Genomic DNA, 17,094 nt, shown 5'->3' with positions numbered 1-17,094 from the left:
TCAGGAAAGGCCCGTCGCCAAGGAGTTCCAGAACGCCGCTTCGTAGTCGTGCAGTAGTCGTGCGGCTCGGGCGAGATCCGCGGGGGCCTCCCCGGCGGCGAGACCGGCCGCCACGACTTCCGTCGCCTGCGCGGCGAAATCCGGCGGTGAGTCCGCGAAGAAGGTGAAGAAGGCGATGGCTTCGTCGCTGAGTCCGTACTGTGCGCGCAGCGCGGAAGCTGTTCGCGCGCAGTAGTTTCCCCATTCCTCGAGGTTGGTCAGCATGGCGAGCGCCACCTCGGCCGCCGTCCCGAACAGAGCGCGCTGCGCGAGGTAGGCCGGATACGCCTGGGCAAGCGGCTGCGGTTCGTAGGCCTGGAGATCCTTCTCGCCGAGTCCGAGCGCGGCGGCGAAGTCGTGCAGCAGCCGGAAGGCCTGCGATTCGCCCTGTGCCAGAGCCAGAAAGAAGTCGCCGGCGGGCGGTTCCGGATATCGGGCGGCCAGCAGCGCGAAACTGCGCCGGTCGCTATCCACGATGCGATATTCCTCCCCGGCCAGCCAGGACAACCGCTCACGGGGAATCCGCCCACCTTCCAACAGCTCCAAAAACCGATTCCCCTTCGCGCCGACCGAAACCCGCCCCCGCACGCGCCCGATCAACTCCCCAGCACTGTCCCCAGCCATGTATCCAGCTCAGCACCAACCCCCGCCCGGGTCAACGGTCGACCCCAACCCCAACCCATTGCGCGAGCGGCGAATCGGGCATACCGCGCGACGTTGATGAATCGGCCCTCGGCGAGGAATCCCGAGAGTAGTTTGCTCGAATATGGCTGAGCAGCCGAAGAATCCACACGACGCCTACTTTCGGCATGTCATGTCCGAGGCGACCGCGGCGGCGGGTGAGATGCGGACAGTCCTGCCGGAAGCCGTTGTAGCGCAGCTGGATTGGGACGGCATGGAATTGCAGTCGTGCAGTTTCGTGCCGAAGGAGCTGCGGTCGCGCTACACCGACGTGCTGTATCGGACCCGTTGGAATGATCGCGACGCGTTCGTGTTCATGCTGATCGAGCATCAGAGCAGCACGGACGAGTTGATGGCGTTCCGGATGCTCGAATACATGGTGGCAATCTGGAACCGCTACCTGCGGCGCAACCCGCACACGCGGCGGCTGCCGGTGGTGATCCCGGTGGTGGTGCACTGCGATCCACGCCGGCATCGCTGGAGCACGCCCACCGAGCTGTCCGATCTGCTGGATATTGACCAAGATATGCGGTTGGCATTGGGCGAGTGTCTGCCGCGGCTGCGGTTTCTGCTGGACGACCTGGGCACGGCCGATGTGGCGGCCTTGCGGGCGCGGAAGCTCAGCGTGATGGCGAAGGTGCTGTTCGTGTCGTTGCAGATCGCTCCTGGGAATCCCCGGCTTGGCCACGATCTATTGCCGCTCGAGGGCGAGCTGCGTGTGTTGATCGAGGACTACCCGGGCGAATTCGACCAGGTGATGACGTATCTTTGGAGTGTCGGCAAGACCGATGTCGCTGGCTTTGCACCGTTGATCGACCGGCTCGGTCCGCGAGCGAAGGAGATCGTGATGACTACCGCTGAACAGTTCCGCACCCAAGGACGCACCGAGGGGCGGGCGGAGGCCTTGCTCGACCAGTTGGTGGTCAAGTTCGGGGCGGTGCCCGATTGGGTTGTCGGGGCGGTGCGCGGCGCGGAGGCGGGGCGGTTGCGGGTGTGGGGTGCGCGGGTGCTCACCGCTGAGTCTCTGGACGAGATATTTGCCGAGTAGGTGGGTTGCTTCGACGCCGGCTCGGACCATTGAACGGCTGATCTTCGTTGTGGAGGTCGGCCGTTCTTGTTACGCGGCTACAGCATGACGGGTGGGGTTGGGGTCCTGGGTGCGGGAGATGAGGCGGGTTAGGGCTTCGGTGACGGGGGTGGGGTGTTCGAGGATGACGGCGTGGCCGGCGGTGGGGATGAGGACCAGGTCGGCGTAGTCGATGGCGGCGGCCATGGTGATCGAATGTGAGGGGGGAGTCAGGAGGTCGGCGGAGCCGCAGAGGATGAGGGTGGGGATTTGGGAGAGGGTGGGGAGGGCGTCGGTGCGGTCGTAGGTGGTGAAGGCTTGGAGGAAGGCGGCCATGGTGACGATGGGGGTTTGGTTGTGGATGGCGTTGGCCAGGGTGAGCCAGCGGGGTGCCAGCGGGCAGTCGGCACGGTGGGCCTTGCGGATGATCGGCGCGAAAGCCTTGCCCGCCAAGAGCTTCGCGTAATGCATGAGGCCGGGGGCGACGCGGACGGCGGTCTGGAATGCGGAGATGACCGGGTGGCACAGGAAGCGGCCCAGGCCGGCCTCGGTGAGGTTGCTCGCGGCGGTGGCGATGAGGCCGACGCCGATGACGCGGTCGCCGATCTGCTCCGGATTCCGGGCGACATAGGTCAGCACGCTCATGCCGCCCATCGAATGTCCCACGAGCACAACCGGTCCGGTGGGCGCGACGGCGCCGAGCACCGCGCGCAGGTCGTCGGCGAGCTGTTCGAGGGTGTACGTGCGGTGGTCGGCGCGCGCGGAGTCACCGTGGCCGCGGTGGTCGTAACAGACGATCCGGGCGTTCGGATACTGCCGCCGCAGGGCGTCTCGGACCGGAGCCCAGGACTCGCCGTGGCCGCAATGCCCGTGTGAGAGAACGACGGTCAGATCGGGGTGCCGGGGGCCGAAGATTCGAACCTGCAGTGCCACACCGTCTTCGGTCCGGACGGTGACACGCATCTGCCCGGCGGCGGCGAGGGGGCTCACGGTCGACATCGATGCTCCAAGTGGTCGGCGGGTGAGTCCACTATTCGCCCGGCACGCCGCCGACAGCAGATGCCCGGGGAGTGAAGCCCGCCGCCCAAGGTGTCGTCGAATGACACCAAGGTGGGCCGTTCGCGGCATCGGCCGGTGACGGTGATCCGAACGCAGTCGCCGGGCACGTCGCGCCTAGTGGGCCCGATGTGGCGCGGAGGGCGTGGTTGCGCAGTGCCTGTTCGAAGTTCGGCGCGGTGGGCGGGTGTCGAGGCGGCGATCTCGACGCCACCGATCAGGCGGTGGCGCGGCGTCTGGGCTTGGCGGGCTCGGCTGCGGAGGCCGCGGCGGACAGGCCGTTGCGGATCATGGTCTGGGCGGTGCGGACCACCGAGTCCAGGGAGCCGCGGCGGGGATTCCACCATTCCGCGGACCAGTTCAGGGCGCCGAGGACGAGCATGCGGGCGGCGCTGACGTCGAGGTCGGGGCGGAGCAGGCCCGCGTCCCGGGCGGCGGCGAAGAGTTCGCGCCAGGTGTCGGCGTACCGGTTGTCCTCCGCGACCTGGCGGGCGCGAATGCGTTCGGGGACCTGGCCCGCATTGCGGATGGCGGCGGTGGCGTAGTCGGAGATCTCGAGCTCGTGGCGCAGGTGGGCCTCGACGGCGGCGTCGATGCGGTCGAGCGGGGGAGTGTCGGCGGGCAGGGCATCCAGCACGGCCTCGACGTGTTCGCGCATGCTCGCGACCCCGGCCCACATGACCTCCTCGATGAGGTCCTCGCGTGAAGGAAAGTGGTAGTAGATCGCCGGGGCCTGCAACCCCGCCTGCTCGGCGACATCGGAGAGGCGGGTGCCGCCGTATCCCTTGCGGCTCAGCACGAACGCGGCCGCGTCGAGGATGCGGGTACGGGTGCGGGCGGCCTTGGATTCGGTCCCCGCCGGTTCCGGGGTCTCGGTCGTAGCGGCGGACTTTCTAACCACGTGTCGACTATACGGTCGACCCGGAACGCTCCGACTCGGAGCCGTTCGCCCTGGCAGCCCGGCGATCCACCCGCGGACCTCAGACGGCGATGCCGTGGTCTTCGGCGAAAACCTTGCGGCACACCGAGGCACAGAAGGCGTACTCGATTCCGTCCACGGTGAGGGTGTGGCGGGCCGTGGCGGGGTCGACGGTCATGCCGCAGACCGGGTCGACCGTGCCGCCGGCGAGGTCGGCGGATTCGCGGTAGTCCTCGGTCATCATGCGGGTCACGTCGGAGCTCGAGGTGACGACGCCGCGGGTGCCGAACGTGCCCTCGCGCAGGCCGATCACCTGCACCACACAGTGCGGATGGTGGTGCAGCCGTTGGGGATCGCCGTCGAACTCGCCGACCGCGCTGGTGAGAGCCGGAATCGCGTGCTCGCCGAACTCGTTGCCGATCCAGGTGCCGGGCACCGTCACCCGCAGCAGGTAGCGCGGCACCCGTTCCGGGTCCGGGCCGCCGGTCGCCCAGGCCAATGGTCGGTGGACCGTGACGTGGGTCAACTCCTGTGCCCGGGCCACCACGCTGGCCGGTGCGCTGTGGCCGGTGGTGAGGCAATCGCGAAGGCGGCGGGCCAATTCCCGACCGCGCTCTTCGGACAGATCGGTATCGGAGGTGAATACCTCGATCGTCATCATGGGCGGACTCCTCGAGAGACGTAGGCGTACGAGATACGCCTACGTCGAGTATGCGCGTATCACGTACGCTGTCAATCCATGCCCCGCCCCAAGTCGCTGACGACCGCCGATCTGGCCGCCGCGGCACTCGCGGTGATCGACCGTGACGGCCTGCCCGCGCTCACCATGCGCGCGGTGGCCCAGCAACTCGGCATGGCGACCATGGCGCTCTACCGATACGTCCCCGACCGCCAGCGGCTCGAAATCCTGGTCGCCGACGCGATTCTCGGCTCGATCGACGTTTCACCGCCGCCGCGCACCGACTGGCGCGAAAGGCTCGCGATCCTGCTCGACCGGGCCCGGGCGGCGATCTCCGCGCATCCGGCCGCGGTGCCGCTGGCCCTGCGGCACCGCCAGACCTCGCCCGCCACCACGCGCTGGATCGAGGCCATGCTCACGGTGCTGACCGAGGCCGGATTCACCGGCCGCGACCGCGTGATCGCCCAGCGGGTGGTGGTCGACTTCCTGCTCGGGTTCCTGCAGAACGAGCACTACGCCGCACTCGCGGGCGCGGGAACGGCCGCCATGGCCGAACTGTCCGCCGCCGAATACCCGTTGCTCGTCGACACCGCGACGCAGGCTCGCGAGATGTCGGCGGACGACGAATTCCGCGGCGGCACAGAACTTCTCGTCCTCGGATTGTCCGCGCGGCTGCGTCATCGACCGTGAAAAGGCCGGTCCACCCGGAGGTGGACCGGCCTTTTCGGACGGTCGGCGCTAGTGGTGCTGCAGCTTGCGCTTCATGTCCTTGTTCATGTCCTTCATGTCGGAGCGGGCCTGCTGGGCCTCGCGCTGCATTCCGGCTCCCAGCCGGTCCATGTCGCGCCGGGCGTCGTCTGCCAGGCGGTCCATATCGTTTTCCATTCGGTGGGCCTGATCCTTCATCCCCTGCTTGACCTTGTTCGCCACCTGGCCGGGTTTTCGGCCGTGCTTGCCAGACATTCCAACCTCCGGATTGGTAGGTTTTCTCGTCCAAACTATCGGGATGGGACGGCGGAAAGGGTCCGCGTCCGTCGAATCTCCGTGCGCTGACCAGGGCATTCGCCGGTTGGCGGGAACTCTGGCAGCCGGATTTGCACCGCGATCGCCGAGCCGACGATCACGCCTCGTAAAGACTGTCGAGCCCGACTCGCCACTGTCAATATTTCGGCGAAAAAGTGATCGGATTGCCGCGATCGGGATTGGCGGTTTCTGCCGGCCCACCGCGGCCCGATCGCGCTGTGGGCTGGAAGGCCACCGACGTCGGCGGTGTGCTCCCGATCAAGTGACGACATCGGCCGCGACGGCGGATGCGTACACTGACGCCACCGGAACGACCCGATTCGGTATCGGCGGAAATGGAGAACAGGTGTCGGCGCATCGCGAGCAAATCCTCGATGCCGCACGCGATCTCATCGTCCGCGACGGGTTCGCGGCGGCGAGCATGCACGCCATCGCGCGGATCGCGGGCCTCACCCGCCCGGCTTTGTACGCCGAATTCGGTGATCGGGACACGCTTTTCGCCGCCCTCATCGATCGGGAGGAGCGGCGGGTCCTGGATATGGCCATGGCGTCGATGCCCGAGTTGCCGCTCGACGCTGACCCGGCCGAGTTCGCGGTCGAGCTGGCCGACGCCTACCTGGACATGGTGCTGGCCATACCGCAGAGCTGCCGATTCGTGCTGATGCCCGCCGAGGGCGCGCCGCCCGGCACCTCCGAACGCGTGGAACGGGGCAAGGCCGAGGTGCGCGCACGCGGCAGGGCGCTGATCACCATGATCGCGGCGGCGCGGGAGCGGGAGGTGGACGTCGAGTTGCTCAGCCACGCCGCGTTCTCGGTGAGTGAGACCGCCGCCCTGCTGGTGCTCGAGCCCGATCATGAGAACAGTCGGGAGGCCGTGTCCACGACGCTGCGCTGGCTGGCGCGACGGGCCGCCGCACCCGTCGCCGGAAAGCAGGGATAGCGCCCGTGCCCACGGCCAGGACCGGAACGACCAAACGGCGCTACCCCAAGCGTCTTTCGCCCGCCGATCGCCGGGAACAGTTGCTCGACACCGCATTACGGATCGTCGCGAACAGCGGGTTCGGCGAGGTGAGCATCGCCTCGGTCGCCGAGCGCGGCGGGGTGTCGCGGCCGGTGGTCTATGACTCCTTCGGCAGCCGTGAGGAACTGCTCGACGAGCTCATTCGCCGCGAGGCCGCACGCATGGCCGAGGGCGTCGGCCGCGCCACCGCGGGGCTCGCCGATCCGGCGGCCGAACCCGCCGCGGCGCTGCGCGCGGGACTCGAGCTCTTCCTGGTCGAGGTGCGGGCCATGCCCGACACCTGGCGGCTGGTCTACTTTCCGATCGACGGCGTGCCGCCCGCGCTGCGAGACCGGGTCGCCACGGCGCGCGACGAGCTGCGTGCACCGCTGCGTCGGGCCTTCGGCGAGTGGCTGGTCCGTCATCCCGCGGCGGCGGACGGCGTCGATCTCGAGGTGTTGATACGAATCGTCCAGGGCCTCATCCAGACCGGTGCGCGCCTGCTCCTCGACGATCCGGACCGGTTCGACATCCCCCGCATCGTCTCCCTGCTCGACTACCTGCTCGCGGACGAATCCTGAGCCGAAGGTCGTTGAGCCGCAGGATGTTTCATTCCGGCGAAGCGATAGTGATCGATCGGGAAATGCATTGCCCGCAAGGATATTTCGGGCCCGGTGGACGGTCGGCTTCATGATCGCCCGCACCAACGACAGTGCCGAAGACGAGGCGAGCGTTGCGATCAGCCCCCGATGGGCGACGCCATCCCGCCACCGCTTCTCCGCCTGACAGTCTCACCTAGCAGCCATCGTGGGGTTGCCGCCCGACGCGGATCGACACGCCGGTGACGTAGATCACGGTTTCGCGGTCGGGATCATTACCGGTGAGTAGACTTCGGTATTCGCCCGGCGATGGCGGCGGGTGAGGCGAGTCGATCGTGCCGGGGGTTCCGTTCCGCGCCGAAGGGGCTGGACGTGGTCGTTGGTCTGCGGTTGTTTCGGGAGTGGTGGCGTGAGGACTTCGACTACCAGTGGGTCGTCGAGGCCATTGCCGCTCGGTCGGCGCTCGGGCTGCTGAAGACGGCGGTCGGGCTCTGCGGGTTGGCCGCGCCGATCATCGCCGTGCTGAGCGTGCTGTCACCCACGGGGCCAACGGATTCGGCGTCGCGGGTGCTGTTGTGGCTGCTGGCGGGGGTTGGAGTGCTGTGGTGCGCGCGGTGGTTGGTGGGGCCGTGGCCCACCGAGCGGGCCTCGTTGCTGCTGACCGGTATTGCCGACGTGTCCATCACCGCGGTGTGCGCGCTGAGTCCCGGGTATGTGGTGCGGGCGGTCGGCATGATGATGCTGTTGATCATCGGCATTTACGTGAGTGCGCTACACAGCCCCAAAATGCTTGTCGGGCAGACGGTTTGGTCGCTCCTCTCGGCGTGCCTGCTGGCGGCGCCGCTGTTTCGCGGCGGCGACACCACGTCCGCCCTGATCATGATCCTGGGTATGGCCGCCGCCGTCATGGTGCCGCCGGGCCTGCAGATCTGCTATTCCCTGCTGCGCGGCGACATGCTCTCGGACCCTCTGACCAGACTGCTGAGCAGGCGCGGCCTCGACTACTACTCGGCCATCCGATTCGCCCGCCCGGCCTCGTTCCCCGCCAGCGTCATGATGATCGACCTGGACCGCTTCAAGGCCATCAACGACACCTACGGCCACTGCGCGGGCGACGAGGTGCTGGTCCGCACCGCCGACCGCTTGCGCCGAGTCGCACCGCCGAAGAGCATTGTCTCCCGTTTCGGCGGTGAGGAATTCGCCATCATCGTCGGTCTATCCCTCGCGGCAGCCCTCGAGGTGGCCGACCGAGTCCGCGGTGCAATCGCCGAGCCGATCGGCCCCATGACGGTCACCGCCAGCATCGGCCTCGCACCCATGCCCGCACCCGATGCCCAGAACCCCACCTGCGATCCGGTGCGGGTCGCGATCGCCTCCGCCGACGAGGCGATGTACCGAGCCAAACAGCAAGGCGGCAATGCCGTCCTGCTGTCCGATATCACCGCGTCGGAGACCCTTCACGCCCGCACTACGGTGACGGCGCGACCCGAGGGCGGCGCGGTCTCGTCGAAGGCGGTTCGCTCGGAAATCAGTGCCGCCGAAGACCGACGGTCGAAGATCGCCAGAACACTGGTGGGCAGCCCAAGGCGACCGAGGTAGCCGTCGGATCCTGGGCCACCTCAACCCATTCCGCCCTCCCAACCACCCGATTTGGCATCCTCGGGGGTGTTCACGCTAAGGTTCTCTCACCGCCAAGCGCGACACCAGGTTCTATAGCTCAGCGGGAGAGCACTCGCTTCACACGCGAGGGGTCGCTGGTTCGATCCCAGCTAGAACCACAATCAGCAAAGCCGCAGGCCGGAGCGCCTGCGGCTTTGCCGCGTATGAGCATCAACCCGAACCGCGAATGCGAGCTTCGGTCGAGTTCTGGACCGACAGTGACGACGGTGTCGGCCGCCTCGGCTCTCGCGTCGCTGCCCGCCTGCAGTGCGTCCGGTCATCAGCCCCGATTGCGAAAGACCCGGTAAGCGGAGACCGTTGGACCTTCCCGGCATGGCGGAGCTGCAGTGAGGCTGGAGAGGCCCGTTGCGGCCTTCCGTTCAATCCGTGGAGGTAATCATGAAGGTTCTGGTAATGGTCCTGCTGTTGGCCGCGATCGTGGCGATCGTCGTTGCGGCGCTGTCGATCCGGGTGGTGTTCCAGTACCAGCGGGGCGTGCTGTTCCGGCTGGGGCGGGTTGTCGCGGTGCGGGAGCCCGGGCTGAATTTCATCATTCCGATCATCGACGGGCTGAAGAAGGTGTCGATGCGGATCGTGACCATGCCGATCCAGTCGCAGGGCATCATCACCCGTGACAATGTCAGCGTCGATATCTCCGCCGTCGCCTACTTTCGGGTGGTCGACGCCCAGAAATCGGTGGTCGCGATCGAGAACGTCTACGCGGCAATCGATCAGATCGCCCAGACCACGCTGCGCAAGGTGGTCGGACAGCACACCCTCGACCAGGCGCTCGCCGAGACCGACGCCATCAACGCCGATATCCGCAAGATCCTCGACACCACGACGCTGGAATGGGGCGTGGAGGTCACCCTCGTCGAACTCAAGGACATCCAGCTGCCCGACACCATGAAGCGCGCCATGGCGCGCCAAGCCGAGGCCGAACGCGAGAAGCGGGCGAAAATCATTGCCGCCGAAGGGGAAGCCCTCGCCGCCGCCGCGCTCGGCGATGCTTCCGACACCATGATGGCCCACCCGCTGGCCCTGCAGCTGCGCAACCTGCAGACGCTCGTGGAGCTGGGCGTGGACAAGAACACGACGGTCGTCTTCCCGGCTCCGCTCATGAGCGCGATCGCTGATATCGGTGGGTTCTTCGCCCGCGAAACCGCCGCCGCCTCAGCCGGAATCGGCGCTGGCCCGGCTGCGTGAGCGGGGCGGGTGCCGGGCGCCCTTCGGGCTCGGCCCGCCGATCGCACTCGTCGTGGTGCTGCTGAAGGTGGACTGGCACCTCAACCCGGTCGCGGTCGTCGTGGGAGCGGCACTGTCGGCCGGTGCCGGACGGTTCTTGCTCGCCACTGCGGCGGGTTGGCTTCGCGCCCACCTGAATTCGCGTCGCCAGGCGAGCTTGCAGGCGGTCGACGAGTACCTCAACCGGTCCAGGCGACGATCGGTGTCCGAGTTCGCCGTTTTCGTGCCGGCTCCGCTGCCCTCCGCGCAGATGTTCGAGGCCGCTGGGCTGATGGGCCTGCGTCTGGTGCCGATCACCGTTGCCTTCGTTATCGGCCGCCTCGTCAGCTTTTCTGTCTATATCGGCGCAACGACCGTCGTCGAGCAGAGCCTGAGTTCGGTATTACTCGACTCGGTCACCTCGGTGTACGGGGTGAGTGCCCAAATCGCGCTGCTGGCGATGGTGGTGGTGCTGGCGCGGGTCGACACTGGGCGAAACTGCTCCCGGCACCACCACGCGATCACGACAGCGGCCGATAGGCGGGCTGCGATCGGTTCCCAGCAGGGGCGGCCGCTTGATATCGAGGTCTGGTCAAAGGTCTACCGCCGCAATGTGTTTACTTTCGGCCCTACCCGGGTTTCTGTCGGCGCGCGTACACTTCGCCCACCCGGAGTCGGTGGCGCGGCTGACCGCTTGACCACGCGACTCGAGGGCACGCCGGAGATCGACATGTTGCTGTCGCGGGTGCTCGACACCGCGCTGGAGATGACCGGCGCTCACTACGGGGACGTGCAATTGATCGACCCGTCCACCGGGGCGTTGCTGCTGACCACCGAATCAGGTTTCGACACAGAGTTTTTGGAATACTTCGCCGTGGTCGAAGACGTCGGCTCCGCCTGTGGTCGCGCGGTGAAGGCCGGGCAGACCGCGGTATTCGACGTCGACGACGACGCGGGCTTCGCCCCACACCGAGACATCGCGGCGTCGGCGGGTTTTCGCGGGGTGCAGTCCACGCCGTTGCTCGATTACTCCGGCCGGGTCGTCGGCATCGTCTCCACACACTTCCGCGATCCGCATCGCCCCTCCGACGAGGAACTGCACGTCCTGCGGATGTATGCCGATTTCGCCGGTGACGCGATCTCCCGCAGGCTCGGTGGCAGCGATGGTGTATCCGACCCGATCGGCCGGGCGATGGTATCGGCGCTGCTGTCCGGGCGTACCGATCCGCGAGCGGACATCGACGACGGCGACTGCGTCGGCGGTGATCTCACCCGGCCGCCCGTCGGCGGTCTGCGGACGCTGACCTCGCTCGATCCCGGTCGTGACTTCACCGGTGACGCAGCGGTTTTCGCTGCGACGAGCGACCGGCTGGTACGCCACCTGTTCGACTTCGGACTGCAACTGCATTTGCTCCAGGCGATCTTCGCCAACTGCGACTCCACGCCGCAGGACATGCGGGCCGCCAGCGACGCGGTCACCGGAATTCTCGGGGACCTCGACATGCTCACCCGCGACGCAGGGCTGGCCATGCTGGCTCTGGCGCGCGAACAAGCCGCGCGACCGACGACGGTCCGCCGCAACGCGATCCGCCGCAAACCACGACGGTGAATCGCGTCCCACCACGCCGACGGGAGCACCAGGGTGAACCCCAGACCCGACATTCGCGACCTGCCGGTCGACACCGCCATGTGGCTGCTCGGCAGCGTGAAATACGGACGAATAGTCTTCTCCCGCTATGCCTTACCCGTCATCCGACCCGCCGATCACATCGTCGATGACAGCCAGATCATCATTCGTACCGATGTTGGGATCAGCTTCTCACCCGACAGTCAGGCAGTCGCCTACGAAGCCGATTCGATCGACCCGAACACGCGTCGTGGCTGGTGCGTCATCGTCACCGGCATCGCCGAGACCATCACCGAACCCGACGAACTCGCGCGGCTGCAACCACTTCTTTCGCCCGGAATAGCGGGTCCACACGGCCGGATACTGCGCATCCGCCCCGACATCGTCACCGGCATAGAGATCTTCACGCCCCAACAACCCGAAACCCTGCTCACCCGCAACACCTGACGCCGCGTGCCGTTTGTGGTCCACTCCGGGCCGGTCAGTTGTCGGTGGCTACCGTCACCGCGCCGGTGGTTGCGTTCCAGGTGATGGTGCCGTGCTGGAAGTCGCTGGAGCGGCCGCCGTCGATGTCGTGCTCATCGCCGACCGGTAGACCCAGAGTGCTTGCGGTGCCGCCGAGTTGGAGATATCGGGCCAGGATGGCGCCGTGCACCTCGTGGGCGGCGGTGGCCGTGGACCAGTAGACGTTGCCGCCCTGGAATTGGGAGGCGCGTCCGCCGGTCACACCGACCTCGTCGGAGACCGGGTAGCCGAGGAATCCACGTTCCCAGCCCAGCGCGGACCACTTGTCGCGGATCGCCCCGTACACCAGCTGCGCTCCGCTCGCGGGGCTCCAGTAGATCGAGCCGCTCTCGAAGTGGTTGAAGCGCCCCACACCGTCGGGCGTCACGGTCTCGTCGGTTTTCGGGTAGCCGAGGAACGAGCTCACCGAGCCCATACCGAAGTACCTGTCACCGATCGCGCCGTGAACTTCGAAGGCGCCGAGGTTGTTTCGCCAGTAGATGCGACCGGTGCCGAACCATTGCACCGCGCTGGTTCCAGCGGCGGTGGCGGCCATTTCACCGGACCGCGGCGCACCGAGCGCCGAGTGCTGTGCGCCCAGCGCGGCGTACTTGGCTCCGATCAGTCCCTGGGTGACGGCGCGATAGGGGTCGGTGAAGCCGTAGCCCATGCCGCGCAGGGTCGAGATGATCGATGGCAGGGCCGCGGTATCGGTCGAATCACTGCTCAGGTGCATGACGATCGTGGCACCCGGCACCGTGTACTGACGCACGCGCGCGAGGATGGTGTCGGTGCTCGCCCCCGTGTAACCCGTGGTGTCGAAGGTCCAGTCGAAGTTGACGTAGTAGCCGTGCGCGGCCAGATCGCGGTTGAGGCCCGCGTCCTGATATCCGTCGCGATACGGCGCCCGGAACCAGCCCCCGGAGGTGTAGCCCAGCCGGTTGAACGCCGCCTCGGCCCGGTCCAGTTCCGCCCAGCGCTCGGCCTGCGAGAGCTGGGTGAAGTAGGGATGGTCGTAGCTGTGGTTGATCAGCTTGTGCCCGGCCGCGAGCAGGGTTCGGGTCTGATCGGGATACTTCTCGACGTAGCGGCCGGTCAGGGAGAAGGCGGCGGTGATTCCGTTGTCGCGCAGGATGCGGAGCACCTCGTCGGGGTTGCCGGGGCTCCACCAGTCCGCGTCGAAGGTGAGGGTGACATTCTTGCTCGCCGTGTCGTAAGCGCGGGTGAACACCGTCGCCGATCCCGGCGACGCGTCCGACGCCGACGCGGTGAGCGGGAGGAAAGCCAGTACCGCGGCCGTCACCAACGCCGTGATCGTGCTGATCGCCTTCATGAGTCGAACCGGTGGCATTTCGTGGGCCGTCGTCAATTCGCGCCGGGATTTCCCGCGTGGGGATCGGGGCGATGCGGCATCGAGGAGAAGTGCGTGGCAGCGACTTCCTCACGGGTGCGCAGCTCTTCGGCGCTGAGCACGTGGGCATCGGGACCCGGGTAGATCAGTGCGCGGTGTCCGGTATCGGTCCAGTGCACGAGATAGGGCGGTGCGCCGCCGTCTCCGTGCACCTCTTCGATGAGACCGCGTCGGGCGTCGCCGCCGATGGTGGTGTGCTCGACGATCAACCAGTCTCCGGGTTTGGCGAACATGGGTCCGAACCTCTCTGCGCCGTCGGAGTAATCGATTCCATCCTCGGTGGGCCGCTCGATCCGGAAGTAGGGCCGGAGGTCCCGCGTTCGCGGGCGGCTGTCATCGCCACGCGGATCACATGAGCTCGAGGTGTGCTGCTGTGTGTCTACGGCGTGGCGCAGTGCGGTGCGGTGCAGGACTTTCGTGCCGTCGGCCGGGACCTTGTCCCCTGGTGGCTGGACCAATCCGCACGGTCCCCTGAATCCATGTCGAATCGCAGGATCTACCAGGACCGGCATCCACACCGACGGACCGATCGTCATCATGGTCGGGGACCGGCCCACCACGGTGGCGTCCGGCGAATCCTGGTGGCCCACAACGACAGGAGGAAGACGGTGAACTACATCCTGGTTCGCCCTTCGGAACCCGGCTGTCACGGTCGCCGCGATGCTCGCCAAAGTGGTGGACGCCCCAGCACGCGGTGCACCCGCCGACATTTCGGACGACGATTTCGTGCGAGCGCTCGATGACTCCGAGGCTGTGCTCGGTGTCGTCGCCCACGACGACGGGGTGTGGGATATTCTGCGACGCTGCACGGTTCCTACTTTCCCGGCCGGTGTCAGACGATCACACTGCGCAGCGGTGTGCCCGGCGAGCACGTTGTCGACGTTGCGGCCGAAAAGGCCGACATGATCGTTCTGGGCTGGTCACAGCAACTGCTGCCCGGCCGCGCCCGGATCGTGCGGAAAACCGTTGTCGCCGAGTCGGTTCCGGTCATGCTCGTCCCCGTCGGTGCCGGGAAGACTCACGGCGTCCGCCCGGGCACGGGCATGCCGCCGGCGTAGGCGCCGTGCACGTTGACCTTCGGGATGGCCGGGTTCTGTTGTGGGGGTTGCAGGACCTGGTCGCGGCGGCTGCCGGAGCGGTAGACGGTGACGCCCTTGCAGCCCGCGCGCCAGGCGTGGCGGAAGATGGTGCGCACGTCGTCGATGGTGGCGGTTTCGGGCAGGTTGACTGTCTTGGCGACCGCCGCATCGGTGTGCCGCTGTACGGCGGCTTGCATTCGCACATGCCAGAATTGGTCGATTTCGTGCGCGGTGACGAAGCGGCGGCGCAGGTCGTCGGGGATGTCCGGATGGGCGGCGGTGCCGTTGGCGGTGATCTCGGCCGCGACGGCGGGCGACCACACGCCGCGGTCTGCGGTGACGCGTTCGAACAGCGGCTCGACTTGGGCGAAATCGCGCCCGAGGATGTGCCGGGTGTAGGCGAGCGCGAACAGTGGCTCTATCCCCGCGGAGGTGTCGGCCAGCAGCGCGATGGTCCCGGTGGGTGCGATCGAGGTGACCTGCGCGTTGCGTATGGGCGCGCCGGAGTGTGCGGCCCACATGCTTTGTGCGAACAGCGGAAACGCGCCGCGTTCGGCTGCGAGTTCGCGTGAGGCCGCGTGCGCCCAGCGTGCGATCCGTGCCATGAGCTGCCGGGTGAAGCGCACCGCTTCCTCGCTGTCATACGGAAGTCCAAGGGCCGCAAGTGTTTCGGCGAGACCCATGACGCCGAGACCGATCTTGCGGGTCGCTCGGGCCGCCGCGGCGAGTTCGGGTGCGGGGTAGTCGGCCACGTCGATCACGTCGTCGAGGAATCGCACCGCCACGCGCACCACTCGGGCCAGATGCCGATCGTCGAGGTGGTCGCCGACCAGAAAGCGGGGCAGGGCGATCGATCCGAGATTGCAGGATTCGTTCGCCGCCAGCGGCACCTCGCCGCACGGGTTCGTCGCCTCCAGCGGCCCCAGCGCGGGCACCGGGTTGGCGCGGTTGATGGTGTCGAGGAACAACAGGCCCGGTTCGCCGTTGCGCCAGGCTTGTTCGGCGATGGTCTCCAGCAGAGCGCGCGCGGAGACCTGCCGCACGATGTGGCCGGTGCGGGGGTCGATCAGCGGGTGCGGGCGGTCCGCGGTGGCGGCCAGCATGAACTCGTCGGTGACCCCGACCGACAGGTTGAATGTCGGCAGCGCCGCGGGATCGTGCTTGGCGCGGACGAACCCGCCGATATCCGGATGACCGACGTCGAGGACGGCCATGTTCGCACCCCGTCGCCGTCCACCGCGCCGGATCACTTGTGAGGCGGCGTCGAAGAGTCCGATGAACGAGACCGGTCCGCTGGCGCGGGCTCCGGTGGAGCGGACGAGATCGTCACGAGATCGTAGGTGAGAGAACGAGAAACCGGTACCGGCACCGACTCGATGCAGGAGCGCGGTGGTGTGCAGCGTGGTGAAGATCGAGTCGAGGGAATCCTCGATGGGCAGCACGAAGCAGCCCGAGAGTACGCCCGCGCCGGTGTCGGCATTCATCAATGTCGGCGAGTTGGGCAGGAATTCGCGGGCGCGCAATAACGCGGAGAATCGAGGGGTCCATCGGTCCGCGCCGCCCGGGCCGTAGCCGTCTTCGGCCTGGGCGACGAACCGCGCTACCCGATCCATCATCTGCCCGGGCGTTTCGCAAACTCGGCCGTCAGCGTCACGACGCAGATACCGCTCCGCGACGACCGCGAACGCCACGTCGGACAAACCCAGATCATCGACCTCCGCCCTCGGCGGCATCCACACGATCGTCCACCTCCATCTCACGGCTCGCCGATGGGCCACCGCACCCCGATTCGCTGCTACGCATCGATCGTCGGCGTACGGACCAGTCGGACATAGTGCCCAAAGTCACTGGGCTCGCTGCCCTTCGAAGACTCGCCGGTCGGACGCTCCACGGTCGATGCAAACACGGTGCCGAAGGGCGTGAGAAAGTCGCCGACAAGCGGGAGGCCGCGGCCGATCGGCGCGAGGAGATCGCCGACCGGCGCGAGGAGATCGCCGACCGGCGCGAGGAGATCGCTGATCGGCGCGATCGCGCGTGGGCGAGCCCTGTTGGCCACGAGCGCGTCGAGCCTGGACCGCAGCGAGGCCGCGCCGAGCCGGACCAGTGCGCGCAGCCGTCGCCAGCAGGAGGAGATCGACCGCGCTGGCCGGCGAACTCCCCACCGAACCGGATCTGGAACGCTGGTTCCCGATCTGGGACGCACCGGTACCGTGACCGGCAGGCGAGTTCGGCCAGTTCGGTGGTCAGATTCGCGGTTCGGGGCCTCAGGACTTTTCGCTGTCGGCGTTGTTCAGCGCCTCGCCCGCCTCGCGCACGATGCTGTGCAGGAAGTCGTGCTGGGCCGTAATGAGCTTGTGCACGGTCGCGCTGGCGGCCCGCTGTCCGGCCTTGGCCGACTCGAGAACCTCGTTGGACAGGCGCTCGGGCTGCCCGCGCGTGCCGCTTCGTAGGGGCGATGGTCCCCATCCGGTCGCCGATATCGGGGTGACCTTCGCCCCTGCCGATCACGGGTTCGGACCGGTCACAGT

General features: G+C 67.5%; 18 protein-coding genes and 1 tRNA gene. 10 read left to right on the top strand and 9 right to left on the bottom strand.

Annotated elements, in window-relative coordinates:
* The gene (locus VMT65_RS11935; RefSeq protein ID WP_326308176.1) at positions 1-663 is read right to left on the bottom strand and encodes a hypothetical protein; all 663 of its coding nucleotides are present in this window, start codon (positions 661-663) and stop codon (positions 1-3) included.
* 142 nt (positions 664-805) lie between these two features.
* Between VMT65_RS11935 and VMT65_RS11930 the strand changes: the two genes are divergently transcribed.
* On the top strand, positions 806-1,768 hold the full coding sequence (locus tag VMT65_RS11930; RefSeq protein WP_326308175.1) for an Rpn family recombination-promoting nuclease/putative transposase: 963 nt from the start codon (positions 806-808) through the stop codon (positions 1,766-1,768).
* A gap of 69 nt (positions 1,769-1,837) precedes the next feature.
* Here the strand turns inward: VMT65_RS11930 and VMT65_RS11925 are convergent, their stop codons facing one another.
* The 3 genes from VMT65_RS11925 to VMT65_RS11915 form a co-directional block, all read right to left on the bottom strand.
* The gene (locus VMT65_RS11925) at positions 1,838-2,785 is read right to left on the bottom strand and encodes an alpha/beta fold hydrolase (RefSeq protein WP_326308174.1); all 948 of its coding nucleotides are present in this window, start codon (positions 2,783-2,785) and stop codon (positions 1,838-1,840) included.
* A 274-nt stretch (positions 2,786-3,059) separates the two neighbouring features.
* Positions 3,060-3,743, bottom strand: coding sequence for a TetR/AcrR family transcriptional regulator (locus VMT65_RS11920; protein ID WP_326308173.1), 684 nt, complete (start codon positions 3,741-3,743; stop codon positions 3,060-3,062).
* 79 nt (positions 3,744-3,822) lie between these two features.
* A complete protein-coding gene (locus tag VMT65_RS11915) occupies positions 3,823-4,422 on the bottom strand; it encodes an ATPase (RefSeq protein ID WP_326308172.1) in 600 nt (199 codons plus the stop codon).
* Positions 4,423-4,500: 78 nt separating this feature from the next.
* On the opposite strand from VMT65_RS11915, the gene VMT65_RS11910 reads away from it, so the two are divergent.
* The gene (locus VMT65_RS11910; RefSeq protein WP_326308171.1) at positions 4,501-5,130 is read left to right on the top strand and encodes a TetR/AcrR family transcriptional regulator C-terminal domain-containing protein; all 630 of its coding nucleotides are present in this window, start codon (positions 4,501-4,503) and stop codon (positions 5,128-5,130) included.
* A gap of 48 nt (positions 5,131-5,178) precedes the next feature.
* Here the strand turns inward: VMT65_RS11910 and VMT65_RS11905 are convergent, their stop codons facing one another.
* Positions 5,179-5,403, bottom strand: coding sequence for a hypothetical protein (locus tag VMT65_RS11905; protein WP_326308170.1), 225 nt, complete (start codon positions 5,401-5,403; stop codon positions 5,179-5,181).
* A 406-nt stretch (positions 5,404-5,809) separates the two neighbouring features.
* Here VMT65_RS11905 and VMT65_RS11900 point away from each other — a divergent pair, with 406 nt between their 5' ends.
* The 7 genes from VMT65_RS11900 to VMT65_RS11870 all read left to right on the top strand — a co-directional run bounded on the left by VMT65_RS11900 (position 5,810) and on the right by VMT65_RS11870 (position 12,019).
* On the top strand, positions 5,810-6,403 hold the full coding sequence (locus tag VMT65_RS11900; protein ID WP_326308169.1) for a TetR/AcrR family transcriptional regulator: 594 nt from the start codon (positions 5,810-5,812) through the stop codon (positions 6,401-6,403).
* Positions 6,404-6,408: 5 nt separating this feature from the next.
* Positions 6,409-7,044, top strand: a complete 636-nt coding sequence (locus VMT65_RS11895; RefSeq protein WP_326308168.1) for a TetR/AcrR family transcriptional regulator — start codon at positions 6,409-6,411, stop codon at positions 7,042-7,044.
* Between the two features lie 390 nt (positions 7,045-7,434).
* The gene (locus VMT65_RS11890; protein ID WP_326308167.1) at positions 7,435-8,661 is read left to right on the top strand and encodes a GGDEF domain-containing protein; all 1,227 of its coding nucleotides are present in this window, start codon (positions 7,435-7,437) and stop codon (positions 8,659-8,661) included.
* Positions 8,662-8,768: 107 nt separating this feature from the next.
* Positions 8,769-8,840 (top strand) — tRNA-Val (locus tag VMT65_RS11885).
* 280 nt (positions 8,841-9,120) lie between these two features.
* Positions 9,121-9,927 carry a slipin family protein gene (locus VMT65_RS11880; protein WP_326308166.1) on the top strand — a complete coding sequence of 269 codons (807 nt, stop codon included), beginning with the start codon at positions 9,121-9,123 and terminating at the stop codon, positions 9,925-9,927.
* Positions 9,928-9,979: 52 nt separating this feature from the next.
* Positions 9,980-11,554: a GAF domain-containing protein gene (locus VMT65_RS11875; protein ID WP_326308165.1), complete on the top strand. Its 1,575-nt coding sequence runs from the start codon at positions 9,980-9,982 to the stop codon at positions 11,552-11,554.
* A 33-nt stretch (positions 11,555-11,587) separates the two neighbouring features.
* Complete coding sequence (locus VMT65_RS11870; protein WP_326308164.1) at positions 11,588-12,019, top strand: pyridoxamine 5'-phosphate oxidase family protein; 432 nt, start codon at positions 11,588-11,590, stop codon at positions 12,017-12,019.
* Between the two features lie 34 nt (positions 12,020-12,053).
* Here the strand turns inward: VMT65_RS11870 and VMT65_RS11865 are convergent, their stop codons facing one another.
* Together VMT65_RS11865 and VMT65_RS11860 are read right to left on the bottom strand one after the other, a co-directional pair.
* A complete protein-coding gene (locus VMT65_RS11865; protein WP_326308163.1) occupies positions 12,054-13,409 on the bottom strand; it encodes a polysaccharide deacetylase family protein in 1,356 nt (451 codons plus the stop codon).
* A 32-nt stretch (positions 13,410-13,441) separates the two neighbouring features.
* Complete coding sequence (locus VMT65_RS11860) at positions 13,442-13,720, bottom strand: DUF1918 domain-containing protein (RefSeq protein ID WP_326308161.1); 279 nt, start codon at positions 13,718-13,720, stop codon at positions 13,442-13,444.
* Between the two features lie 552 nt (positions 13,721-14,272).
* Between VMT65_RS11860 and VMT65_RS11855 the strand changes: the two genes are divergently transcribed.
* The gene (locus VMT65_RS11855; RefSeq protein ID WP_326308159.1) at positions 14,273-14,545 is read left to right on the top strand and encodes a hypothetical protein; all 273 of its coding nucleotides are present in this window, start codon (positions 14,273-14,275) and stop codon (positions 14,543-14,545) included.
* On the opposite strand, the gene VMT65_RS11850 is transcribed toward VMT65_RS11855, so the two are convergent.
* Both VMT65_RS11850 and VMT65_RS11845 read right to left on the bottom strand, forming a co-directional pair.
* A complete protein-coding gene (locus VMT65_RS11850; RefSeq protein ID WP_326308158.1) occupies positions 14,506-16,299 on the bottom strand; it encodes an adenosylcobalamin-dependent ribonucleoside-diphosphate reductase in 1,794 nt (597 codons plus the stop codon). The genes VMT65_RS11855 and VMT65_RS11850 overlap by 40 nt on opposite strands.
* Before the next feature lie 62 nt (positions 16,300-16,361).
* Positions 16,362-16,622, bottom strand: a complete 261-nt coding sequence (locus tag VMT65_RS11845) for a hypothetical protein (RefSeq protein ID WP_326308156.1) — start codon at positions 16,620-16,622, stop codon at positions 16,362-16,364.
* Positions 16,623-17,094 lie beyond the last annotated feature (472 nt).

This window comes from Nocardia sp. CDC153 (genome assembly GCF_035818515.1).
In the GTDB taxonomy this organism is placed as follows: Bacteria; Actinomycetota; Actinomycetes; order Mycobacteriales; family Mycobacteriaceae; genus Nocardia.
This window is presented reverse-complemented; position numbering and strand designations above follow the sequence as displayed.